The organism is Xanthomonas nasturtii (assembly GCF_001660815.1).
Taxonomy (GTDB): Bacteria; Pseudomonadota; Gammaproteobacteria; order Xanthomonadales; family Xanthomonadaceae; genus Xanthomonas; species Xanthomonas nasturtii.
The window spans coordinates 1-16,157 of sequence record NZ_LYMI01000056.1 but is presented as its reverse complement, the minus strand read 5'-3'; the positions used below and the strand labels follow the sequence as shown (position 1 = coordinate 16,157).

Here is a 16,157-nt window from a genome sequence, read left to right as displayed (position 1 = left end):
GCTACTTCCCTTCCCCAATGGACCATCCGCGCGCGCGCGGCCGGAACAGAATCAATTTCCGCAGTAAAAAGTTCGATGTAAATGAAAAAATCACCGCAATCAGCCTGGCACTACTCCCCGGAATGCCAAGCCTCTCGATGCCAAACCACATTGCGCCCTGCACAACCAGCAAGCCGAAGCAACCGATCATCACGAAGATCGCAAGCTCTGCTGAGCGCGAATGGAAGCGGCGCGTAGCGAACACCCAACGAACGCTAATGACGTAGGAGACAAGGCTGCCCACCAAGAAGCCAGCAGCCGCAGCACCGTACCAGCCCCAACCGGATCTGGCGAGGAAACCGAAAGTACCCAGGTCCGCCAATAGCGCCACAGCCGAAGCCAACAGATAGCCTCCTCCTTCGCCCCCCCAGCTACGCTGGGTCGTGGTGGCTGCAACGACCTCCACTGCAGAGGGTTCGTTCATGCCTGTCTACCGCCACGCTGCGGCACCCAGTCCGAGCACTTATAAAGGTATTCGGTGGCAATGACGTCGCTTGTGCGCGGATGACGCACCTGCCACCTGCTGCGCACATGCTTTTCCTGGTCGAACGGCAACACGAAGTAATCAGGTGCCGCTAGGTCGCCGTGGCGCGTGCACAGGTACTCCAGACCCGCTTCGCTGATCCGGCAAGGTTCGGGGGCAACCTGCACGTTCGCCATCACCTCACAGATTTCGGCCTGCAATGTCACCGGTTCGACCTGAGCGTTCAGTTCTCTACCAAGCATTGCGGTTTGCCGGTTGAACATCTGTCCGGACAGCTGCTGCGGGCTGTAGTAATTGGCGCGACGCAGCACTAGCCAGGCCGCACGTGGCGAGGCCTCGCTGGCGAACCAAAATACGCTCGCATTCCGCGGGATGCCTTCGCTGAACACTACCGTGCCATAAGCGGATTCCTGGACATGGGTCCACGGGCTGCGCGAATCCCAAACGCTCACGGCGCCGACCAAGGCAAGTAAGGAAAGCACGCCCATCAGCGCTTGCCCCTTCGGCCCGCTGCTGCGGTAGCCCCAGACGGCCAACGCGACCAGCCCTCCGCAGATCAGCGGGTAGGCGAAGATCATCACGTCCTGCCGAACCACTTCCGGATTGCGTCCGGTCATTTCGTACACCGCCCACATCTGTAGCTGGTAGCGCAAGGTGGCCACCGCCATGGCCAAGCTCAACCCTGCAAACAGCAGGTAACGAATTGGGGGGCTCACCCGATTAGCCACATGCGGCCAGACCATATGCAGCGGGATCAGTCCCAGCACGGCCCATGGCAAGGTGCTGCGTGGCACGCTGGCACCGATCACGGCAATGGTGATCACCAGCAAGGGACTAATCCAGCCGCGTCCACCCCGCTGCCATTGGTCCCAAACCAGGAACGGAATTGACGCCGCCGCCAACCAATGCACCACCCACAACACTCGCCATAGTTGCAGGCCGATGGGCAGGATCAGCCTAAGCACATCAGCCAACAGGAAGCTCAAGCCTAAGCCAAGCATGGTGGCGAGCAGTACTGCCTTTGCCAGCCGGCCTAACACCGTGTCGGGGCCACTCCACTGGGCCAGCAGGCTCAGCAAATAGACATCCCCCACTACGATGCACCAGTCGCGCGGCGTCCAGGAGCCTAGAAACACCTGGTCGCCCACGCCATCGATCATGCTGCGCCATTGTGTGTCCATCACCTGCAACAGGCCAGCCAGGGGCCCGGCCTTCAATACTGCAAGAACCAGGACAGGCACCACCAACAGCAATGACCAAAGCCATCGGCGGTCACCCAACACGAGCCAGCACCAAGCCACCAGCACAACGACGATGGCCTGCAGGGGATGCAGCAACCCCGCAGCAGCGAACAAGGCTATAGCCCAAACCAGACGGTCGCGTACCAGCGCCGCAATGGCAAGCAGGCATAGGGCTTCGGCAATGGGTCGCGCGGTCAGGAATGGCTCCGCATACGAAAACATGCTGAAGGCGCCGTAGCCAGTCGGCATGACGATCAGCGCCAGCAGCGCAGGCCAGCGCCAGCGTGCCGGGAACAGCACATGCACACACCAGGCGCTGGCAGCATAGAAGAGCAAGCGGCTGACAAAGGTCAGTACCAAGAAGGCCTTGCCCGGCTCCAGGTGGGCCAATAGCAGCGCTAGCAACCGTGGGAACAGCGTGAAACTGGCTTGGCTACCCGCGACGAAGAACAGGTCACGGTCAAAGATGTCTGGCGACATCAAGCGTAACGCCTGCGCCAAATACAGCGTCGCGTCGTGGCGGATGCCAGTATAAGGCCTGAGATAGACGATCAACGCCAGCGCAAAGCACCAGGGCGCGATCCTGCGCAGCGTCAACATGTGCGAGATCCATATCCAAAACAAGAACCCCGCAAAAGCGGGGTTCTTGCATAGCATCTAGCGCGTCACTCTTGCCACATTACTGGCAGGTGGCAGGACGGTACTTAGCCGGGATTGAACCGCTGCACGTCCAGACGACCTGGCCATTTGCGCTCTTTGCGCCAGTCAAGGTGATATTGCCTGTAGCGGTGCCGCCCAAAGCTTGCCCGGTTGCAGTAATCACGCCACTCGCATAGGTCACGCCAGATACGTACTTAGAAGACTGGGCTTCGATAGGAACAGTCGCCGGCATGGTAGTCGCGGTATCAGCCGCTGCAGCTTCAGCGACAGTGGTACGGGCAGACGAAGCCGCCAGCATGACTTCCGACACACGGGCCTTGATCAGGTAGTCCTGGTAAGCCGGCAGAGCAATGGCGGCCAGGATAGCGATAATCGCGACAACGATCATCAGTTCGATCAGGGTAAAACCTTGTTGCTTCTTCATGAGTACATCCCCTAGAGGTTTATGGAATTGCAGAAATCTCCGGCCTGGGTATTCAGCGCATCCAGGCAGGGCGTGTTGAGCGAGTGGTTGCATGCAGGTTGTATGCCAACCATCAAGGACCAGCTCGTTTTTACTCCCCGGAGCAGATGATGCCAAGCATTTCGCCAGATGGAAGCACAGTTTCTTGCAACTGCGACGACAAAGACGATGTGACGCGACAGGTCACATATTGACCGCTAAGTGACCCCAAACAGGTCAATCGACGTGCAGCAACTTGCAGTGATGTCCTTCCCAGTCAAACACGCTACCATCCACATAAATTCCGGCCTGGGGATGGCTGGAGGGGAGCTCAATATGTCAGTCGCGCGTAGCGCCATCAAGAAGCAATCGGTCGACCGGAACACCAGCCTGCTGCAGACCTTCGTTTGGGAAGGGGCTGACAAGCGTGGCGTGAAAATGAAGGGAGAGCAGACAGCCCGTAACGCCAATATGTTGCGAGCAGAGCTGCGCCGTCAGGGCATCGTGCCCAGCATGGTGAAGCAAAAGCCAAAGCCCCTGTTCGGAGCGGCGGGCAAGAAGATTACCGCCAAAGACATTGCGTTCTTTAGCCGCCAGATGGCGACGATGATGAAGTCAGGCGTTCCTATCGTCAGTTCCCTGGAGATCATCGGCGAGGGACACAAGAACCCACGCATGAAGAAGATGGTCGGCCAGGTCAGGACAGACATTGAGGGGGGATCCTCGCTCTACGAGTCCATCAGCAAACACCCCGTCCAATTTGACGAGCTCTACCGCAACCTTGTCCGCGCGGGTGAAGGTGCCGGTGTGCTGGAGACTGTCCTAGATACGGTCGCCACGTACAAAGAGAACATTGAAGCCCTCAAGGGCAAGATCAAAAAGGCAATGTTCTACCCTGCCATGGTGGTTGCCGTGGCAATCGTTGTAAGTGCGATTTTGCTTATCTTCGTGGTACCTCAGTTCGAAGAGGTATTCAAGAATTTCGGCGCTGAACTACCGGCATTCACTCAGCTTCTCGTCAATGCCTCGCGCTTTATGGTCAGCTATTGGTGGTTGATGCTGATGGTGACAGTTGGATCTATCGTTGGCTTCATCTTTGCCTACAAACGTTCTCCACGGATGCAGCATGCATTGGATCGATTGATCCTCAAGGTCCCCGTGATTGGGCAGATCATGCACAACAGCGCAATTGCACGTTTTGCACGCACTACTGCCGTAACGTTCAAGGCAGGCGTACCTCTCGTCGAGGCACTTGGGATCGTTGCAGGCGCCACCGGCAACAAGGTCTACGAAGAGGCCGTACTGCGGATGCGCGACGACGTATCGGTCGGCTATCCGGTGAACATGGCGATGAAACAAGTGAATCTGTTTCCGCACATGGTGGTGCAGATGACCGCAATTGGCGAAGAAGCAGGCGCTTTGGACACGATGCTGTTCAAGGTAGCTGACTACTTCGAGGAGGAGGTCAACAACGCCGTGGACGCGCTCAGCAGCCTGCTGGAGCCGCTGATCATGGTGTTCATTGGTACCATCGTCGGCGGCATGGTCATCGGCATGTATCTTCCGATCTTCAAACTCGGCGCAGTGGTGGGTTAAGACGTAATGGCATTTCTCGACCAGCATCCCGGTCTCGGCTTTCCTGCCGCGGCCGGACTGGGACTGCTGATCGGCAGCTTCCTGAACGTGGTGATCCTGCGCTTGCCCAAGCGCATGGAGTGGCAGTGGCGGCGCGATGCGCGCGAGATCCTGGAGCTGCCGGACATCTATGAGCCACCGCCGCCGGGGATTGTGGTGGAGCCCTCGCACGACCCGGTCACCGGCGACAAGCTCAAGTGGTGGGAGAACATCCCGCTTTTCAGCTGGCTAATGCTGCGCGGCAAGTCGCGCTACAGCGGCAAGCCGATCTCGATTCAGTACCCCCTGGTGGAGTTGCTGACGTCCATCCTGTGCGTGGCCAGCGTCTGGCGCTTCGGCTTCGGTTGGCAGGGCTTCGGCGCGATCGTTCTGAGCTGCTTTTTGGTGGCGATGTCGGGCATCGACCTGCGCCACAAGCTGCTGCCGGACCAGCTGACCCTACCGCTGATGTGGCTGGGCCTGGTCGGCTCGATGGACAACCTGTACATGCCGGCCAAGCCTGCCCTGCTGGGCGCGGCGGTGGGATATGTCTCGCTGTGGACGGTTTGGTGGCTGTTCAAGCAGCTCACCGGGAAGGAAGGCATGGGCCATGGCGACTTCAAGCTGCTGGCCGCACTCGGTGCCTGGTGCGGGCTGAAAGGCATCCTGCCGATCATCCTGATTTCTTCGCTGGTTGGTGCCATCCTCGGCTCGATCTGGCTGGTGGCCAAGGGCCGCGACCGTGCCACCCCGATCCCGTTCGGCCCCTACCTGGCCATCGCCGGCTGGGTGGTGTTCTTCTGGGGCAACGACCTGGTGGACGGCTACCTGCACTTCGCAGGCCTGCGTTGACAGAGGCACGGCGATGAGTGATTTCATCGTTGGCCTCACTGGCGGCATTGCCTCCGGCAAGAGCGCGCTTGCCGCCGAGTTCGAAAAGCTGGGTGTGCCAGTCATCGATGCCGATGTCGTTGCTCGCCAGGTCGTGGCGCCCGGCCCCATTCTCGATGCCATCGTGGCTTGCTTTGGGCCAGGCATCCTGCTGCCGGACAACACTCTGGACCGGCGAGCCTTGCGCACTATCGTCTTCGCCGATCCCAATCAACGCAAAGCGCTTGAGGCAATCACGCATCCTGTTATCCGTGCAGAGCTGCAGCGGGCGGCACAGGCAGCTGAAGGCCCGTATGCCATCGTTGCGATTCCCTTGCTCACCGAAGCGGGTGGCCGTGCGACCTATCCATGGCTGGATAGCGTCCTAGTGGTCGATGCGCCGGTCGCGCTGCAACATGCCAGACTGATGCGACGCGATGGCAGCACGCCTGAGTTGGCGGATCAGATGATTGCCGCGCAGGCGTCCCGCGAACAGCGTCTGGCGCTTGCAGACGATGTCGTGGTCAATGACGACCAGCCGGCACATCTGGTGCGAGCGGCTCACGATCTGGATGCTCGGTATCGCTGCCGCGCAAGTTAGCTCGTCCTGCCCGCTGTGCGGCATGTTGCACTAGCAAGCTCAGCGAAACACGAGACGCCGCAAGCCACTGCCTAACGATGAAACGCCAACGTCGCGATCACGCCCCGCTGCTGCCCTGGGCGTACGCTCACGCGCCAGCCGTACAGCTCGCATAGCCGGCTGACGATCGACAGGCCGATGCCGCCGCCTTGCGAGTGGCCGGCGTGGGTGCCGCGGTAGCCGCGCTGGAAGAGTTTGGCGGCGTCCTCTTCGCTCAGGCCGGGGCCCGAGTCGATCACTTCCACCGCGTCGCCGCGCACGCGCACGCGCACCTGGCCGTCCTGGGTGTACTTGACGGCGTTGCCGATCAGGTTGCCCAGCGCCACCGACAATGCGGATTCGGGCGCGTCGATGACCAGGTCGCGCTCGCCTTCCAGCAACAGCTCCAGCGGTTTGCCGCCGAGTTGTGCGCGGTGCGAATCGATCAATTGTTCGGCCACCTTGGCGACGTTGCTGCTGCCTTGGCCGCGCTCGTTGCGCGAGAGCAGCAGCAGCGAGCCGATCAGGTCGCTGCATTGCTGTTCGGCGCGCTGGATGCGCTGCAGCCGCTGCAGCACCTTTTCGTCGAGATCGGGTTTGGTGAGCAATAGCTCGGTGGCACCGCGGATCACTGCCAGTGGCGTACGCAGTTCGTGGCTGACGTCGGCATTGAATTCGCGGTCGCGTTGCACGACTTCGGTGAGGCGGGCCGAGTAGTCGTCCAGCGCTTCGGCCAGCTGGCCGACTTCGTCATCCGGGAAATGCGCGGCCAGCGGTTTGGGTTCGCTGGTGCCGCCGCGGTAGGCGCGCAGGCGTGCGGCCAGATCCGACACCGGGCGCATCACCTTTGAGGCTGACCACCAGCCAATCAACAGCGAAAATCCGCTAAAAACCAGCACCGACAGCATCAAGGTGCGTTTGAGCTGGATCTCGCCCTTGAGCGTTTGGGTCATGTCGTAGGCGAGGAAGAACCACTCGCTCGGCGTCTTGCGCACCGCCAGCTTGTACGAATACGCGTTGCCGCTTTCGTCCAGGCCGGTGATGGTGTGGATGCCGTCGGGCAGTTGGTACCACTCCGGCTGTTCCTGGCGCAGCGATTCGAATTTATCGCTTTTGACCACGCGCCCGCGCATCTGCTGCACCGGCAGGTCCGGATTGCGCAGCGGGTCGGAATAGAAGCGCTGCGCAAACGCATCGATATTGCGGTTCATCACGTCTTCGACCAACTGGTTTTCCACGCGCGCGCGTGCCCAGGTGGTGGCGAAGGCGAACAACGTCGTCAGGCAGAAGCCCAACAACACGAACGAGAGAATGATGCGGCTGCGCAGGCGCCGCCGGTAGCGGCCACGCCCACGGGCGGGCCGCGCGCCGTTATTGCTTTCAGGCATCGGGCGAGGCGATGCGGTAGCCGATGCCGTGGCGGGTCTGGATCATCGGCACATCGAAGGGCTTGTCGACCACCGCGCGCAGGCCGTGGATGTGCACGCGCAGCGAGTCGGAATCGGGCAGTTCTTCGCCCCAGACGCGGGTTTCCAGTTCCTGGCGCGTGACCACGGCCGGCGAGGCTTCCATCAGCGACTGCAGGATCTTCAACGCAGTGGGGTTGAGCTGCAGCAGCTTGCCGCGACGACGCACTTCCAGCGTGTCCAGGTTGTATTCCAGATCGCCGGTTTCCAGTACGCGGGTGTGCACGCCCTTGCCGCGACGCGAAAGCGCGTTGAGCCGCACTTCCACTTCCTGCAGCGCAAACGGCTTGATCAGGTAGTCGTCCGCGCCGGAGTCGAAACCGGCCAGCTTGTTGTCCAGCGAGTCGCGCGCGGTGAGCATCAGTACCGGCGTCTGCTTGCGCGCTTCGTTGCGCAGCTTGCGGCAGACTTCGATGCCGTCCATGCCGGGCAGGTTGAGATCCAGCACGATGGCGTCGAACTCGTGCACCACGGCCAGGTGCAGGCCGGTGACGCCGTCTGCGGCGAAATCCACCGTGTGGCCGCGGTCTTCGAGGTAATCGCCCAGATTGGCGGCGATATCGCTGTTGTCTTCAATTACTAGAATTCGCACTGGAACCTCATTCGTTAAGCTGTTTTTAGCGCTGGCGCCGAGAAATTTCGTCTTGACTCACCGTGGTCTGACGGCGCCGCTGGGCGGCCGTCATGCACTGTTTCGTACTCATCTGCGAACCAGTTGCACGCTCGCGCCGGCAAATCAGCCGGCTATCTTCGCTTGCCCTGGTCAAAATTCTGGTGACGAACTCCTGATCGTTGCGAACCGCCGCCAGCTACCCGGCCGCAGTGCCTGGGCGTTGGGCTGCGCTTCGAATACTGCGTCGAGCCGATCAAGCGCCGCACTCACCTTAGCGCGCTCATCCTGACTGATCTCGGAGTACTTCTCGCCTGCGGCAAGGTCGGTACGCACCTGCGCCGCCTGCGGCTTGAACGGCTGGTCCACAGCGAGCACGACCGCCAACGCGTGCTCGGCGAAAAAACACGCCACAAGCAGCAGTCCACCTACACTCCACAGCCTTGCCATGCGACGCCTCCTTGTGCCTGAGCGATTTAACATTTGGCGAATGTAGACGCGAATTTCAACAGCGGCAAGCCGTCCATAAAAAGGCCCAAGTGCGACACCGCACTTGGGCCAAAGGTTCATCCCGATCACCGTCACTGCCGAGAGCGGAGCTACGGTCGGGAGAGGCTAGCCGGGCAAGGATTAGCGTTTCGTTAAAATTTCGATAAAAATGGTAGCCGGCCGATCAACGGATGGACTGCTCCAGGTGCTGAATGATGGCAGCGGCCACGTCTACCCCGCAGACACCCTCGACGCCTTCCAGGCCGGGGGTCGAATTGACCTCAAGCACCAGCGGGCCTCGCTTGGAGCGAATCAGGTCCACCCCTGCCACCGCCAACCCCAGCGCGCGTGCCGAGCGCACGGCGACGTCCTGCTCCTGCTCGGTGGCCTGGGCGACGGCGGCGGTACCGCCCAGGTGCAGGTTGGAACGGAAGTCGCCTTCGGCCGCCTGGCGCCGCATCGCCGCGACCACCTTGTCGCCAACCACGAAACAGCGCAGGTCCGCGCCTTCGGCTTCGCCGATGAATTCCTGCACGATGAAATTGGCGTACAACCCGCGCAGCGCTTCGACCACCCCGCGCGAGGCGCTGGCCTTTTCGGTCAGGATCACCCCGGCGCCCTGGGCGCCCTCGTTCAACTTCACCACATGCGGCGGCGGGCCGAGCATGGAGAGCAGGTCCTGGGTGTCGTCGGGGTTGTCGCCGAACACGGTGACCGGCATGTCGATACCCTGCGCGGCCAGCAGTTGATGCGCCCGCAGCTTGTCGCGCGAGCGCAGGATGGCGTCTGAGGGATTGGGCGTATAGGTGCCCATGAATTCGAGTTGGCGCAGCACCGCGGTGGCATAGCGGGTGACCGAGGCGCCGATCCGCGGGATCACCGCATCGAAGCCGGTGATCGGCTTGCCTTTGTAGTGCAGGCTGAAGCCGTCGGCGGCGATGCGCATGTAACAGCGCAGCGGGTCGAGAATGCGTACGGTGTGGCCACGCTTGCGCCCGGCTTCGATCAGGCGCCGAGTGGAATAGAGTTTGCTGTTGCGGGAAAGAATGGCGATCTTCATCGCGGCAGGCACACGGCGCGGCTTGGACATGGGCGGAGTCTGATGACGAAGTGGCCCAAGTCCGTACCTGGCCTGCCGATGGCGCGTGTGCGCGGGCGGCGGCCCGGCGTTGCACACTGTGATCGGCGGGTTGCGTCGGCCCCGAGAATGAAAGCGCGATGGCGCCTTGGCGGAGCGAAACCACGCAACCGCTGCGCAACCTCACGCAGCCCGATGCTAGCAGGGCGCCCGCGCGACGCTCAAGCGACGGAAGCCCGTTGCGCAGCGCGCATGACGCGGTATCGATACGCAGCTCACGCTCCACCCCACTCGAGCGCTACGTAACCGGCTGCCCGCACCTGATTGCAAGGCAGCGCGGCAGACGCCTTGCAATGCGGTCGCGCAGCGCCACCCTCGAACGTCCCATCCATCGCCCTCACGCCGCCCCCCTGTCTCCGTGACGCGTCTTGCACAGATGGAAACGCAATGCTTGAGTCCCCTCAATGCCGGCGTGCCGGCGCATCCGAGACTCTCCATGCGACGTCCAGCAAGCGCGGCTTATGCCAACCCCTCCCGTATCCGCCAGGGGCGCCCGTTTCCCCGCGGGGCCGTCTTCGACGGCAAGGGCACCAATTTCGCGCTGTTTTCGGCACATGCCACGCGTGTGGAACTGTGCCTGTTCGACGAACACGGTAACGAAACCCGCGTCGACCTTCCCGAGTACACCAACGAGATCTGGCACGGCTATCTGGCCGATGCCAAACCCGGCCAGCGCTACGGCTACCGCGTGCACGGCCCTTACGCACCCACCGAAGGTCACCGCTTCAACCACAACAAGCTGCTGCTGGACCCGTATGCGCGCGAGCTGGAAGGCGAGCTGATCTGGTCCGATGAACTCTACGGTTACACGGTGGGCCACCCCGATGGCGATTTGAGCTTCGACGAGCGCGATAGTGCGCCCTTCATGCCCAAATGCGTGGTGGTCGAAGACACCTACGATTGGGGCGACGACACGCGCCTGCTCAAGCCTTGGAACGAAACCGTCATCTACGAGACCCACGTGCGCGGTTACACCATGCGCAACCCGCAGGTGCCCGAGGCCGTGCGCGGCACCTTTGCCGGCCTGGCGCAACCGCAGGTGCTGCAATACATCAAGGACCTGGGCATCACCGCAGTGGAACTGCTGCCGGTGCATGCATATCTGGACGACCAGCATCTGCTGGACAAAGGGCTACGCAATTACTGGGGCTACAACACCATCGGCTTTTTTGCGCTGAAGTCGCGCTACCTCTCCAGCGGCCATCGCGACGAATTCCGCGACATGGTCAAGGCCATGCACAAGCAGGGCCTGGAAGTGATTCTGGACGTGGTCTACAACCACACCGCCGAAGGCAGCGAATTGGGGCCGACGCTCTCCTTCAAGGGCATCGACAACGCCAGCTACTACCGCCTGGCCGAAGACAAACGCTATTACATCAACGACACCGGCACCGGCAATACGCTCAATCTGAGCAATTCGCGGGTGATCCAGTTCGTCAACGATTCGCTGCGCTATTGGGCCGGCGAAATGCACGTGGACGGCTTCCGTTTCGACCTGGCCACCATTCTTGGCCGCGAACCAAGCGGCTTCGATCAACGTGGCGGCTTCCTGGATGCCTGTAATCAGGATCCGCTGCTGTCGGAGGTCAAGCTGATTGCCGAGCCGTGGGACTGCGGCCCGGGCGGTTATCAGGTTGGTCATTTCCCGCCGGGTTGGTCGGAGTGGAACGACAAGTTCCGCGACAACGCACGCGAATTCTGGAAAGGCGAAGATGGCAAGCTGGCGGAATTTGCAACCCGCTTCACCGGCTCTGCCGATCTGTTCGACCGCCGCGGCCGCCGCCCGTGGGCGTCGGTGAACTTCATCACTGCGCACGACGGCTTCACCCTGCGCGATCTGGTCAGCTACAACGAAAAGCACAACATCGACAACGGCGAAGACAACCGCGATGGCTCGTCAAACGACGGCTCGTGCAATTACGGCGAAGAAGGCGACACCGATAACGCCGAGGTGCTGCAGATCCGCGAGCGGCAGATGAAGAACCTGCTCGCCACACTGCTGCTGTCGCAAGGTACGCCGATGATGCTGGCCGGCGACGAGCGTGCACAGTCGCAAGGCGGCAACAACAACACCTATTGCCAGGACAACGAAATCACCTGGCTGGATTGGGAAAACGACCCGACCGATGGCCGTCTCACCGACTTCGTCAAAGCGCTGACCAGGCTGCGCAAGCGTTACCCGATCCTGTCGCGTGGCCGTTTTCTCAATGGGCAGTACAACGAAGAAGCCGGCCTGCGCGATCTGACCTGGCTCAATCCGGGCGGCATCGAGATGGACGACGCGCATTGGACCGATGCCGGCGCACGCTCGGTCGGCCTGTTGCTGGAAGGCAAGGCGCAGACCTCCGGCGTCAAGGAGCTGGCCAACGACGACACCTTGCTGATCGTGATCAACGCTTACCACGAGGGCGTGACCTTCACCCTGCCCTCCACCGACGAGCCGGTGCACTGGAAGCTGGTGCTGTCGACCGATGAAGCGCTGGAGGTGGACATGATGCCGGCCGGCGCCAGCGAATTCCTGGCACCGCCACGCAGCGTCTCGGTCTTCGAGTGCAAGAGCGACCAGTAAGACGCGAACGTCAATGCGTAAACGATGAGCGACGCTCGCTGCCTACTATCTTCGTAGGCAGCGAGCGTTTTTCGTTTGGCATTCCCCGCCGCGTAATTCGCAGGCGTTTTTGAGTGCGCCGAGGGGTTCAACGGTGATGCCGGCGCGCGTTGATGCACAAAGGGGACGCTGCGCGCACGGCTGCGTTGGATCTCACTGTTGTGCATTGGCCGGATAGAGCGCCGCGCATTGACGATATTCAAGCTTCGGAGGCTTTCGCTTAAATTTTAATGCCGCCTTCCTCAACACTGCTTGAAATTCAGCATTGAATGTGACGCTTAGACACCGGTAGCTGGCGATCAGAAATACAGATGGCAGCCCTTCAACGCCGACAGTCTGTCAACGAACAGCAGGCAGCAGAAAACCGAGAAGCACGCAACCGCGCTGAACATCGATCGACGATAGAGCATCGAATATCGGCTAATACCGCAGACAACAGCCACTTCGGCCGAGCGCCGACCGACGCAAAAAGCATCCAGGCGCTACGGCGCCAAACAATCGCTAAAACATTCACGCTGCGAGGCAGCGCAACTCCAAGGTGCAACCACTAAAACGCCGATCGAACGGCTCAGCCCGGATACAGCGGAAAACGCTTGTCCGGGTGATTGGCCTTCCATTCCTTGTAGGAGCTGGTGCCTTCCCAGGCCTTGAACGCGCGCGGCGTACGGCCACGGCCGGACCAGGTCTCGCCGGAATGCGGAATCCAATACTTGGCGACCACTTCGCCGGTAGAGGACAGCGGGCCTTTGGATTTACCGGTCATCGCCAGCGAGGCAATCTGGGACTTCTGCTTGGCATTGAAACGGCTGCCGAACTGCGTGAGCACCTCGACCACCTGGTCGAAGGCTTCCAGCGTCTGAGCATATTTCAGCTGCGCTTCTTCCTGCTCGAGCTTGCGCAGCTCTTCCAGCAGTTGGGCGCGTGCAGCGGCGGCGGGTGAAGCGGGAGGAACCTGGCGCATTGGCAAAACGTAAGGTTGGGCGGGTCAGCGAGTATTGCCGCTGCGCCGCCCAGCGTAAAGCGCCAGGGCCGTACGAGTCTGCTGGCGCTCAGCGATGGCGCAGCAGCGCGTGCTCGCGGGCCATGGTCAACACCGGGCCGATCCGCCCGGCACGGATCAGCTCGCTGCAGTGCTTGCCGACGAATTCCACCCGCGGCGCCCGGAACCACTGCACCACCCGCTCCAGCTCGCCGGCATTGATCGACCAGGCGTGGCAGACCGCCTCGCCCAGTTCTTCCACCCCGATCAGCCCAAGTTCGCGGATCTGCGCCGGCTCGAGCGCGAACATTTCCAGCACCTTGTCCGCATCGTCCGCTGTGGCAAAGCCGATCCTCGTCTGCTCCGCGAGGCCGGCGCTGTAGGCGATCGACGCCGTCCGCGCAGACTCGGCACGGCGCATGCCCTTGACCAGCGCGCCGACGAGTTGGGAATGAGTGTTCATGCCTGCACTATGTGGCGGGGCCGCGGAAGGCTCAATCGGGATCTCCCTGACTCTGCGCAGGGAAATTCCGGAGCTCTGGGTGTGCTCGCAGGCCTTGCGCCGATCCGGCGGGCTGTCCTGCCAGCACCAGGCGCGATAGCACGCCTGTTACTGTGCCGTGCTATCGCCCGGGTAGAACGCACCGATTGCACCGCCAAGCTGGGAAGCGCCGTCGATGGCGCCGGTCTTTTCCACCGCGCGCAGCCGCGCAGGCCAGGGTTGGTCGGGGTAGCGGGCCAGAAAGGGCAGCAGCCAGGCCAGCTGATGCGCAGACACCGGTTGCTGCGGCCTGCCCGCCAGTTCAGGCAGGCAGGCTGGCGGGGTCGAGCGACGCACGCGCGGCAAACGCGGCAAGTGCCTTCAACGCCCTGGTCTGGCTGGGATCGAGCGGATTCCCTTTGGCCGCAGCGGTTTCTGCCAGCATCACCAAGGGCAATCACGCGAAGTTGGAATAGTCCGCAGCCAGCGTGCCGCGGGCGAGCCCCAGCGGCAGGTAGGCGTAATCGCCTGTTGCGGAGTAGCGCACCTGCTCGGTCAGCGCACGCCGTAGCGCCACGTCCGCCCAGTCGATATCGTCCTGCTGGCCGATCGCCATACCGGTTGCCGCAATGGCCCAGGCAGCCCAGTAATCATGATTGTTGAAATGCGCGAAGGAGGCCTTGCGCCGCGGCGTGTGGTCGGCAATCACCTGCTGGGCGAGCTGCGCCAGCCAGGTGCGGCTTGCCTGCGACAGTTCGAAGCGGTGATTGCTCAAGGCCTGGGTGCGCATGACCACCGCTGCAATGGCAGCCAGCGCCCATTTGCGCTCGGCGATGCCGGTCTTGTAGGCATCAGGGTCGAGCAATGCGCCCGCGTCTGCCCAGCGATCCAGCCCCTGGCCGACGCAGGCCAATGCCGTTGCGGCATCGGTTGCACTGCTGGCCCGCTCAAAGCGTGCAGATGCCGCAACCAGCTGCTGCAGATACGTTCGAATCTGGGTTTGGGTCGCTTGCGTCTGCGCATTTTGCTGCGTCAGCGTGGGCCTGCTCGCATCGAGCCTGTGCGTACTTGCTTTGCAGCAGCAGCCGCCCGGTAAACGGCTTGGCCCACGACACCGGGCAGGCGGCCACTGTTGCCGGTTGCTGCAGCAGCCGTGCAGCCGCGCTGGGCTGTGCCGGCCAGATCGGCGTCACCGCCGCCGCGCTCCCTGCCCATGCGAGCAGCACCGCAAACAGGGATCTCCGAAACATTCCTTTCATCGCCAGACGCGTCATCGCCCACCCGGTCGTACGCGGCGTGGCAACGCACGTGCTTTCAGGCGCACCACGTGCCGCGGCAGGCCACGGTACACCGCAGCCGCATCACCGTCGCGCCGGTCGCCACCCGGCAGCAGTGGCTTCGTTCACCGAACAGAAGAAGCGCTCGCCCTTCTGGGTTGAAACGCGCGTCCGTGCGTAATCGCGCTGGCCCGGCACATGGAAGATCTTGCTGCCATTGCTGGAAATATTGCCTTTGATCCTGCAATGGCTTGGCGCCGATGGTGCAGCCTGGCGTGCGGTTGCTGCCCGTGCCTTCTTGTCGCGCCGGTACTCTGCCGGCACCTGAAACACGCCTTGCCAAATGTTGCGCCGTTGCTGTTGCGCAATGCGCTCGTCTGCACTGAACGCAGTGGCGTATTGCCGATAGGCCACCGCCCAACCGGATCGCACCATCCAGGCATTGACGGACTGCCCCTGCACGAAGCACTCGGCAACGGTGCGGCCATAGCGATCGGTATCTTTGGGCTGGCAGCGCACCGTCTTGTCCAGCAGATAGCCATCCAACGCGGCTGCCGCGCGGCGGCCGCACGGCCAGGCGCTGCCATCATGTGCAGTGCACTGCTGCGCGCTCTCCGGCGCATCGATTCCCCACAGGCGGACGCGCTGTTGCGCGATGGTGACGGTGTCCCCATCGGTCACCGTCGCACGGCCGACCAGCTCTGCAGCATGAAGAGGCGAAACAACCACCACCAACGACAACAACCAAGCTTTCAACAACCTCAACCGCCACTTCCTTTCTAAATCGGCAGACCGCGCTCCGCGTGTCGTGCCTTGTTGCCACTGCAGCCGGCCGGCTTGGTCAAGCGCTCCATCGAACCTGACATCTGCTCCGGCAACCAATGCCAGCGCAAGGGCCGGCACTGTATGCCAATCCACAGGCGCTGCCTATCCCTTCGGCACGATGTCGTGTGCACGCTTCAGGCATGCTCCACCGCGGACCGAACGCCTCGTCAGCGATCCGACGTCCCCCAGATTTTGAGTAGCGCCGCAGTTTGGAGTCCAATTCCCTACCCGAAGGAGATTGGACGTGAAGAAGCGTTTTACTGACGAGCAGGTCATCGGCTTTCTGCGTGAGGCCGAAAGCGGCGTGGCGATCAA

16 protein-coding genes and 2 pseudogenes are annotated in these 16,157 nt (G+C 62.1%); 5 read left to right on the top strand and 13 right to left on the bottom strand.

The genetic code is table 11. The features are described from left to right. Window position 1: 1 nt before the first annotated feature. The 3 genes from A7D16_RS17490 to A7D16_RS17480 all read right to left on the bottom strand — a co-directional run bounded on the left by A7D16_RS17490 (window position 2) and on the right by A7D16_RS17480 (window position 2,848). Window positions 2–463 carry a GtrA family protein gene (locus A7D16_RS17490; protein WP_064634544.1) on the bottom strand — a complete coding sequence of 154 codons (462 nt, stop codon included), beginning with the start codon at window positions 461–463 and terminating at the stop codon, window positions 2–4. Further along, a complete protein-coding gene (locus A7D16_RS17485; RefSeq protein WP_064634543.1) occupies window positions 460–2,364 on the bottom strand; it encodes a hypothetical protein in 1,905 nt (634 codons plus the stop codon). Before A7D16_RS17485 ends, A7D16_RS17490 begins: the two co-directional genes overlap by 4 nt. A 79-nt stretch (window positions 2,365–2,443) precedes the next feature. Then, window positions 2,444–2,848, bottom strand: a complete 405-nt coding sequence (locus A7D16_RS17480; protein WP_064634542.1) for a pilin — start codon at window positions 2,846–2,848, stop codon at window positions 2,444–2,446. 354 nt (window positions 2,849–3,202) lie between these two features. Here A7D16_RS17480 and A7D16_RS17475 point away from each other — a divergent pair, with 354 nt between their 5' ends. The 3 genes from A7D16_RS17475 to coaE are packed head-to-tail and all read left to right on the top strand — an operon-like array spanning window position 3,203 to window position 5,951. Then, window positions 3,203–4,462, top strand: a complete 1,260-nt coding sequence (locus A7D16_RS17475; RefSeq protein WP_064634651.1) for a type II secretion system F family protein — start codon at window positions 3,203–3,205, stop codon at window positions 4,460–4,462. Window positions 4,463–4,468: 6 nt separating this feature from the next. Then, complete coding sequence (locus tag A7D16_RS17470) at window positions 4,469–5,332, top strand: prepilin peptidase (RefSeq protein WP_016849610.1); 864 nt, start codon at window positions 4,469–4,471, stop codon at window positions 5,330–5,332. Window positions 5,333–5,345: 13 nt separating this feature from the next. After that, window positions 5,346–5,951 carry a dephospho-CoA kinase gene (gene coaE, locus A7D16_RS17465; RefSeq protein WP_064634541.1) on the top strand — a complete coding sequence of 202 codons (606 nt, stop codon included), beginning with the start codon at window positions 5,346–5,348 and terminating at the stop codon, window positions 5,949–5,951. Window positions 5,952–6,022: 71 nt separating this feature from the next. Here coaE and A7D16_RS17460 read toward each other — a convergent pair whose 3' ends face one another. From A7D16_RS17460 to rimK, 4 genes and pseudogenes are all read right to left on the bottom strand, one after another. After that, complete coding sequence (locus A7D16_RS17460) at window positions 6,023–7,357, bottom strand: sensor histidine kinase (RefSeq protein WP_064634540.1); 1,335 nt, start codon at window positions 7,355–7,357, stop codon at window positions 6,023–6,025. Next, a complete protein-coding gene (locus tag A7D16_RS17455) occupies window positions 7,350–8,027 on the bottom strand; it encodes a response regulator transcription factor (RefSeq protein WP_006448355.1) in 678 nt (225 codons plus the stop codon). Before A7D16_RS17455 ends, A7D16_RS17460 begins: the two co-directional genes overlap by 8 nt. Before the next feature lie 25 nt (window positions 8,028–8,052). Continuing rightward, a pseudogene (locus tag A7D16_RS17450) lies at window positions 8,053–8,528 on the bottom strand (hypothetical protein). A 190-nt stretch (window positions 8,529–8,718) separates the two neighbouring features. Then, the gene (gene rimK / locus A7D16_RS17445) at window positions 8,719–9,594 is read right to left on the bottom strand and encodes a 30S ribosomal protein S6--L-glutamate ligase (RefSeq protein WP_064634650.1); all 876 of its coding nucleotides are present in this window, start codon (window positions 9,592–9,594) and stop codon (window positions 8,719–8,721) included. Between the two features lie 514 nt (window positions 9,595–10,108). On the opposite strand from rimK, the gene glgX reads away from it, so the two are divergent. After that, the gene (gene glgX / locus A7D16_RS17440) at window positions 10,109–12,241 is read left to right on the top strand and encodes a glycogen debranching protein GlgX (RefSeq protein ID WP_064634539.1); all 2,133 of its coding nucleotides are present in this window, start codon (window positions 10,109–10,111) and stop codon (window positions 12,239–12,241) included. 607 nt (window positions 12,242–12,848) lie between these two features. Here glgX and A7D16_RS17435 read toward each other — a convergent pair. The 6 genes from A7D16_RS17435 to A7D16_RS17420 all read right to left on the bottom strand — a co-directional run bounded on the left by A7D16_RS17435 (window position 12,849) and on the right by A7D16_RS17420 (window position 15,782). Next, window positions 12,849–13,241 carry an H-NS histone family protein gene (locus A7D16_RS17435; protein WP_064634538.1) on the bottom strand — a complete coding sequence of 131 codons (393 nt, stop codon included), beginning with the start codon at window positions 13,239–13,241 and terminating at the stop codon, window positions 12,849–12,851. 88 nt (window positions 13,242–13,329) lie between these two features. After that, window positions 13,330–13,722 (bottom strand): hypothetical protein, encoded by a 393-nt coding sequence (locus A7D16_RS17430; RefSeq protein WP_064634537.1) that lies wholly within the window; start codon window positions 13,720–13,722, stop codon window positions 13,330–13,332. A gap of 147 nt (window positions 13,723–13,869) precedes the next feature. Continuing rightward, a complete protein-coding gene (locus tag A7D16_RS23555) occupies window positions 13,870–14,037 on the bottom strand; it encodes a hypothetical protein (protein ID WP_161945039.1) in 168 nt (55 codons plus the stop codon). A gap of 160 nt (window positions 14,038–14,197) precedes the next feature. Further along, window positions 14,198–14,653: an alginate lyase family protein gene (locus A7D16_RS21915; RefSeq protein WP_064634536.1), complete on the bottom strand. Its 456-nt coding sequence runs from the start codon at window positions 14,651–14,653 to the stop codon at window positions 14,198–14,200. A gap of 34 nt (window positions 14,654–14,687) precedes the next feature. Next, on the bottom strand, window positions 14,688–15,014 hold the full coding sequence (locus tag A7D16_RS24170; RefSeq protein ID WP_239687035.1) for a hypothetical protein: 327 nt from the start codon (window positions 15,012–15,014) through the stop codon (window positions 14,688–14,690). Between the two features lie 87 nt (window positions 15,015–15,101). Continuing rightward, window positions 15,102–15,782 (bottom strand): thermonuclease family protein, encoded by a 681-nt coding sequence (locus A7D16_RS17420; protein ID WP_445082126.1) that lies wholly within the window; start codon window positions 15,780–15,782, stop codon window positions 15,102–15,104. 304 nt (window positions 15,783–16,086) lie between these two features. Here A7D16_RS17420 and A7D16_RS24530 point away from each other — a divergent pair. Next, window positions 16,087–16,157: pseudogene (locus A7D16_RS24530) on the top strand (transposase); the annotation flags it as partial.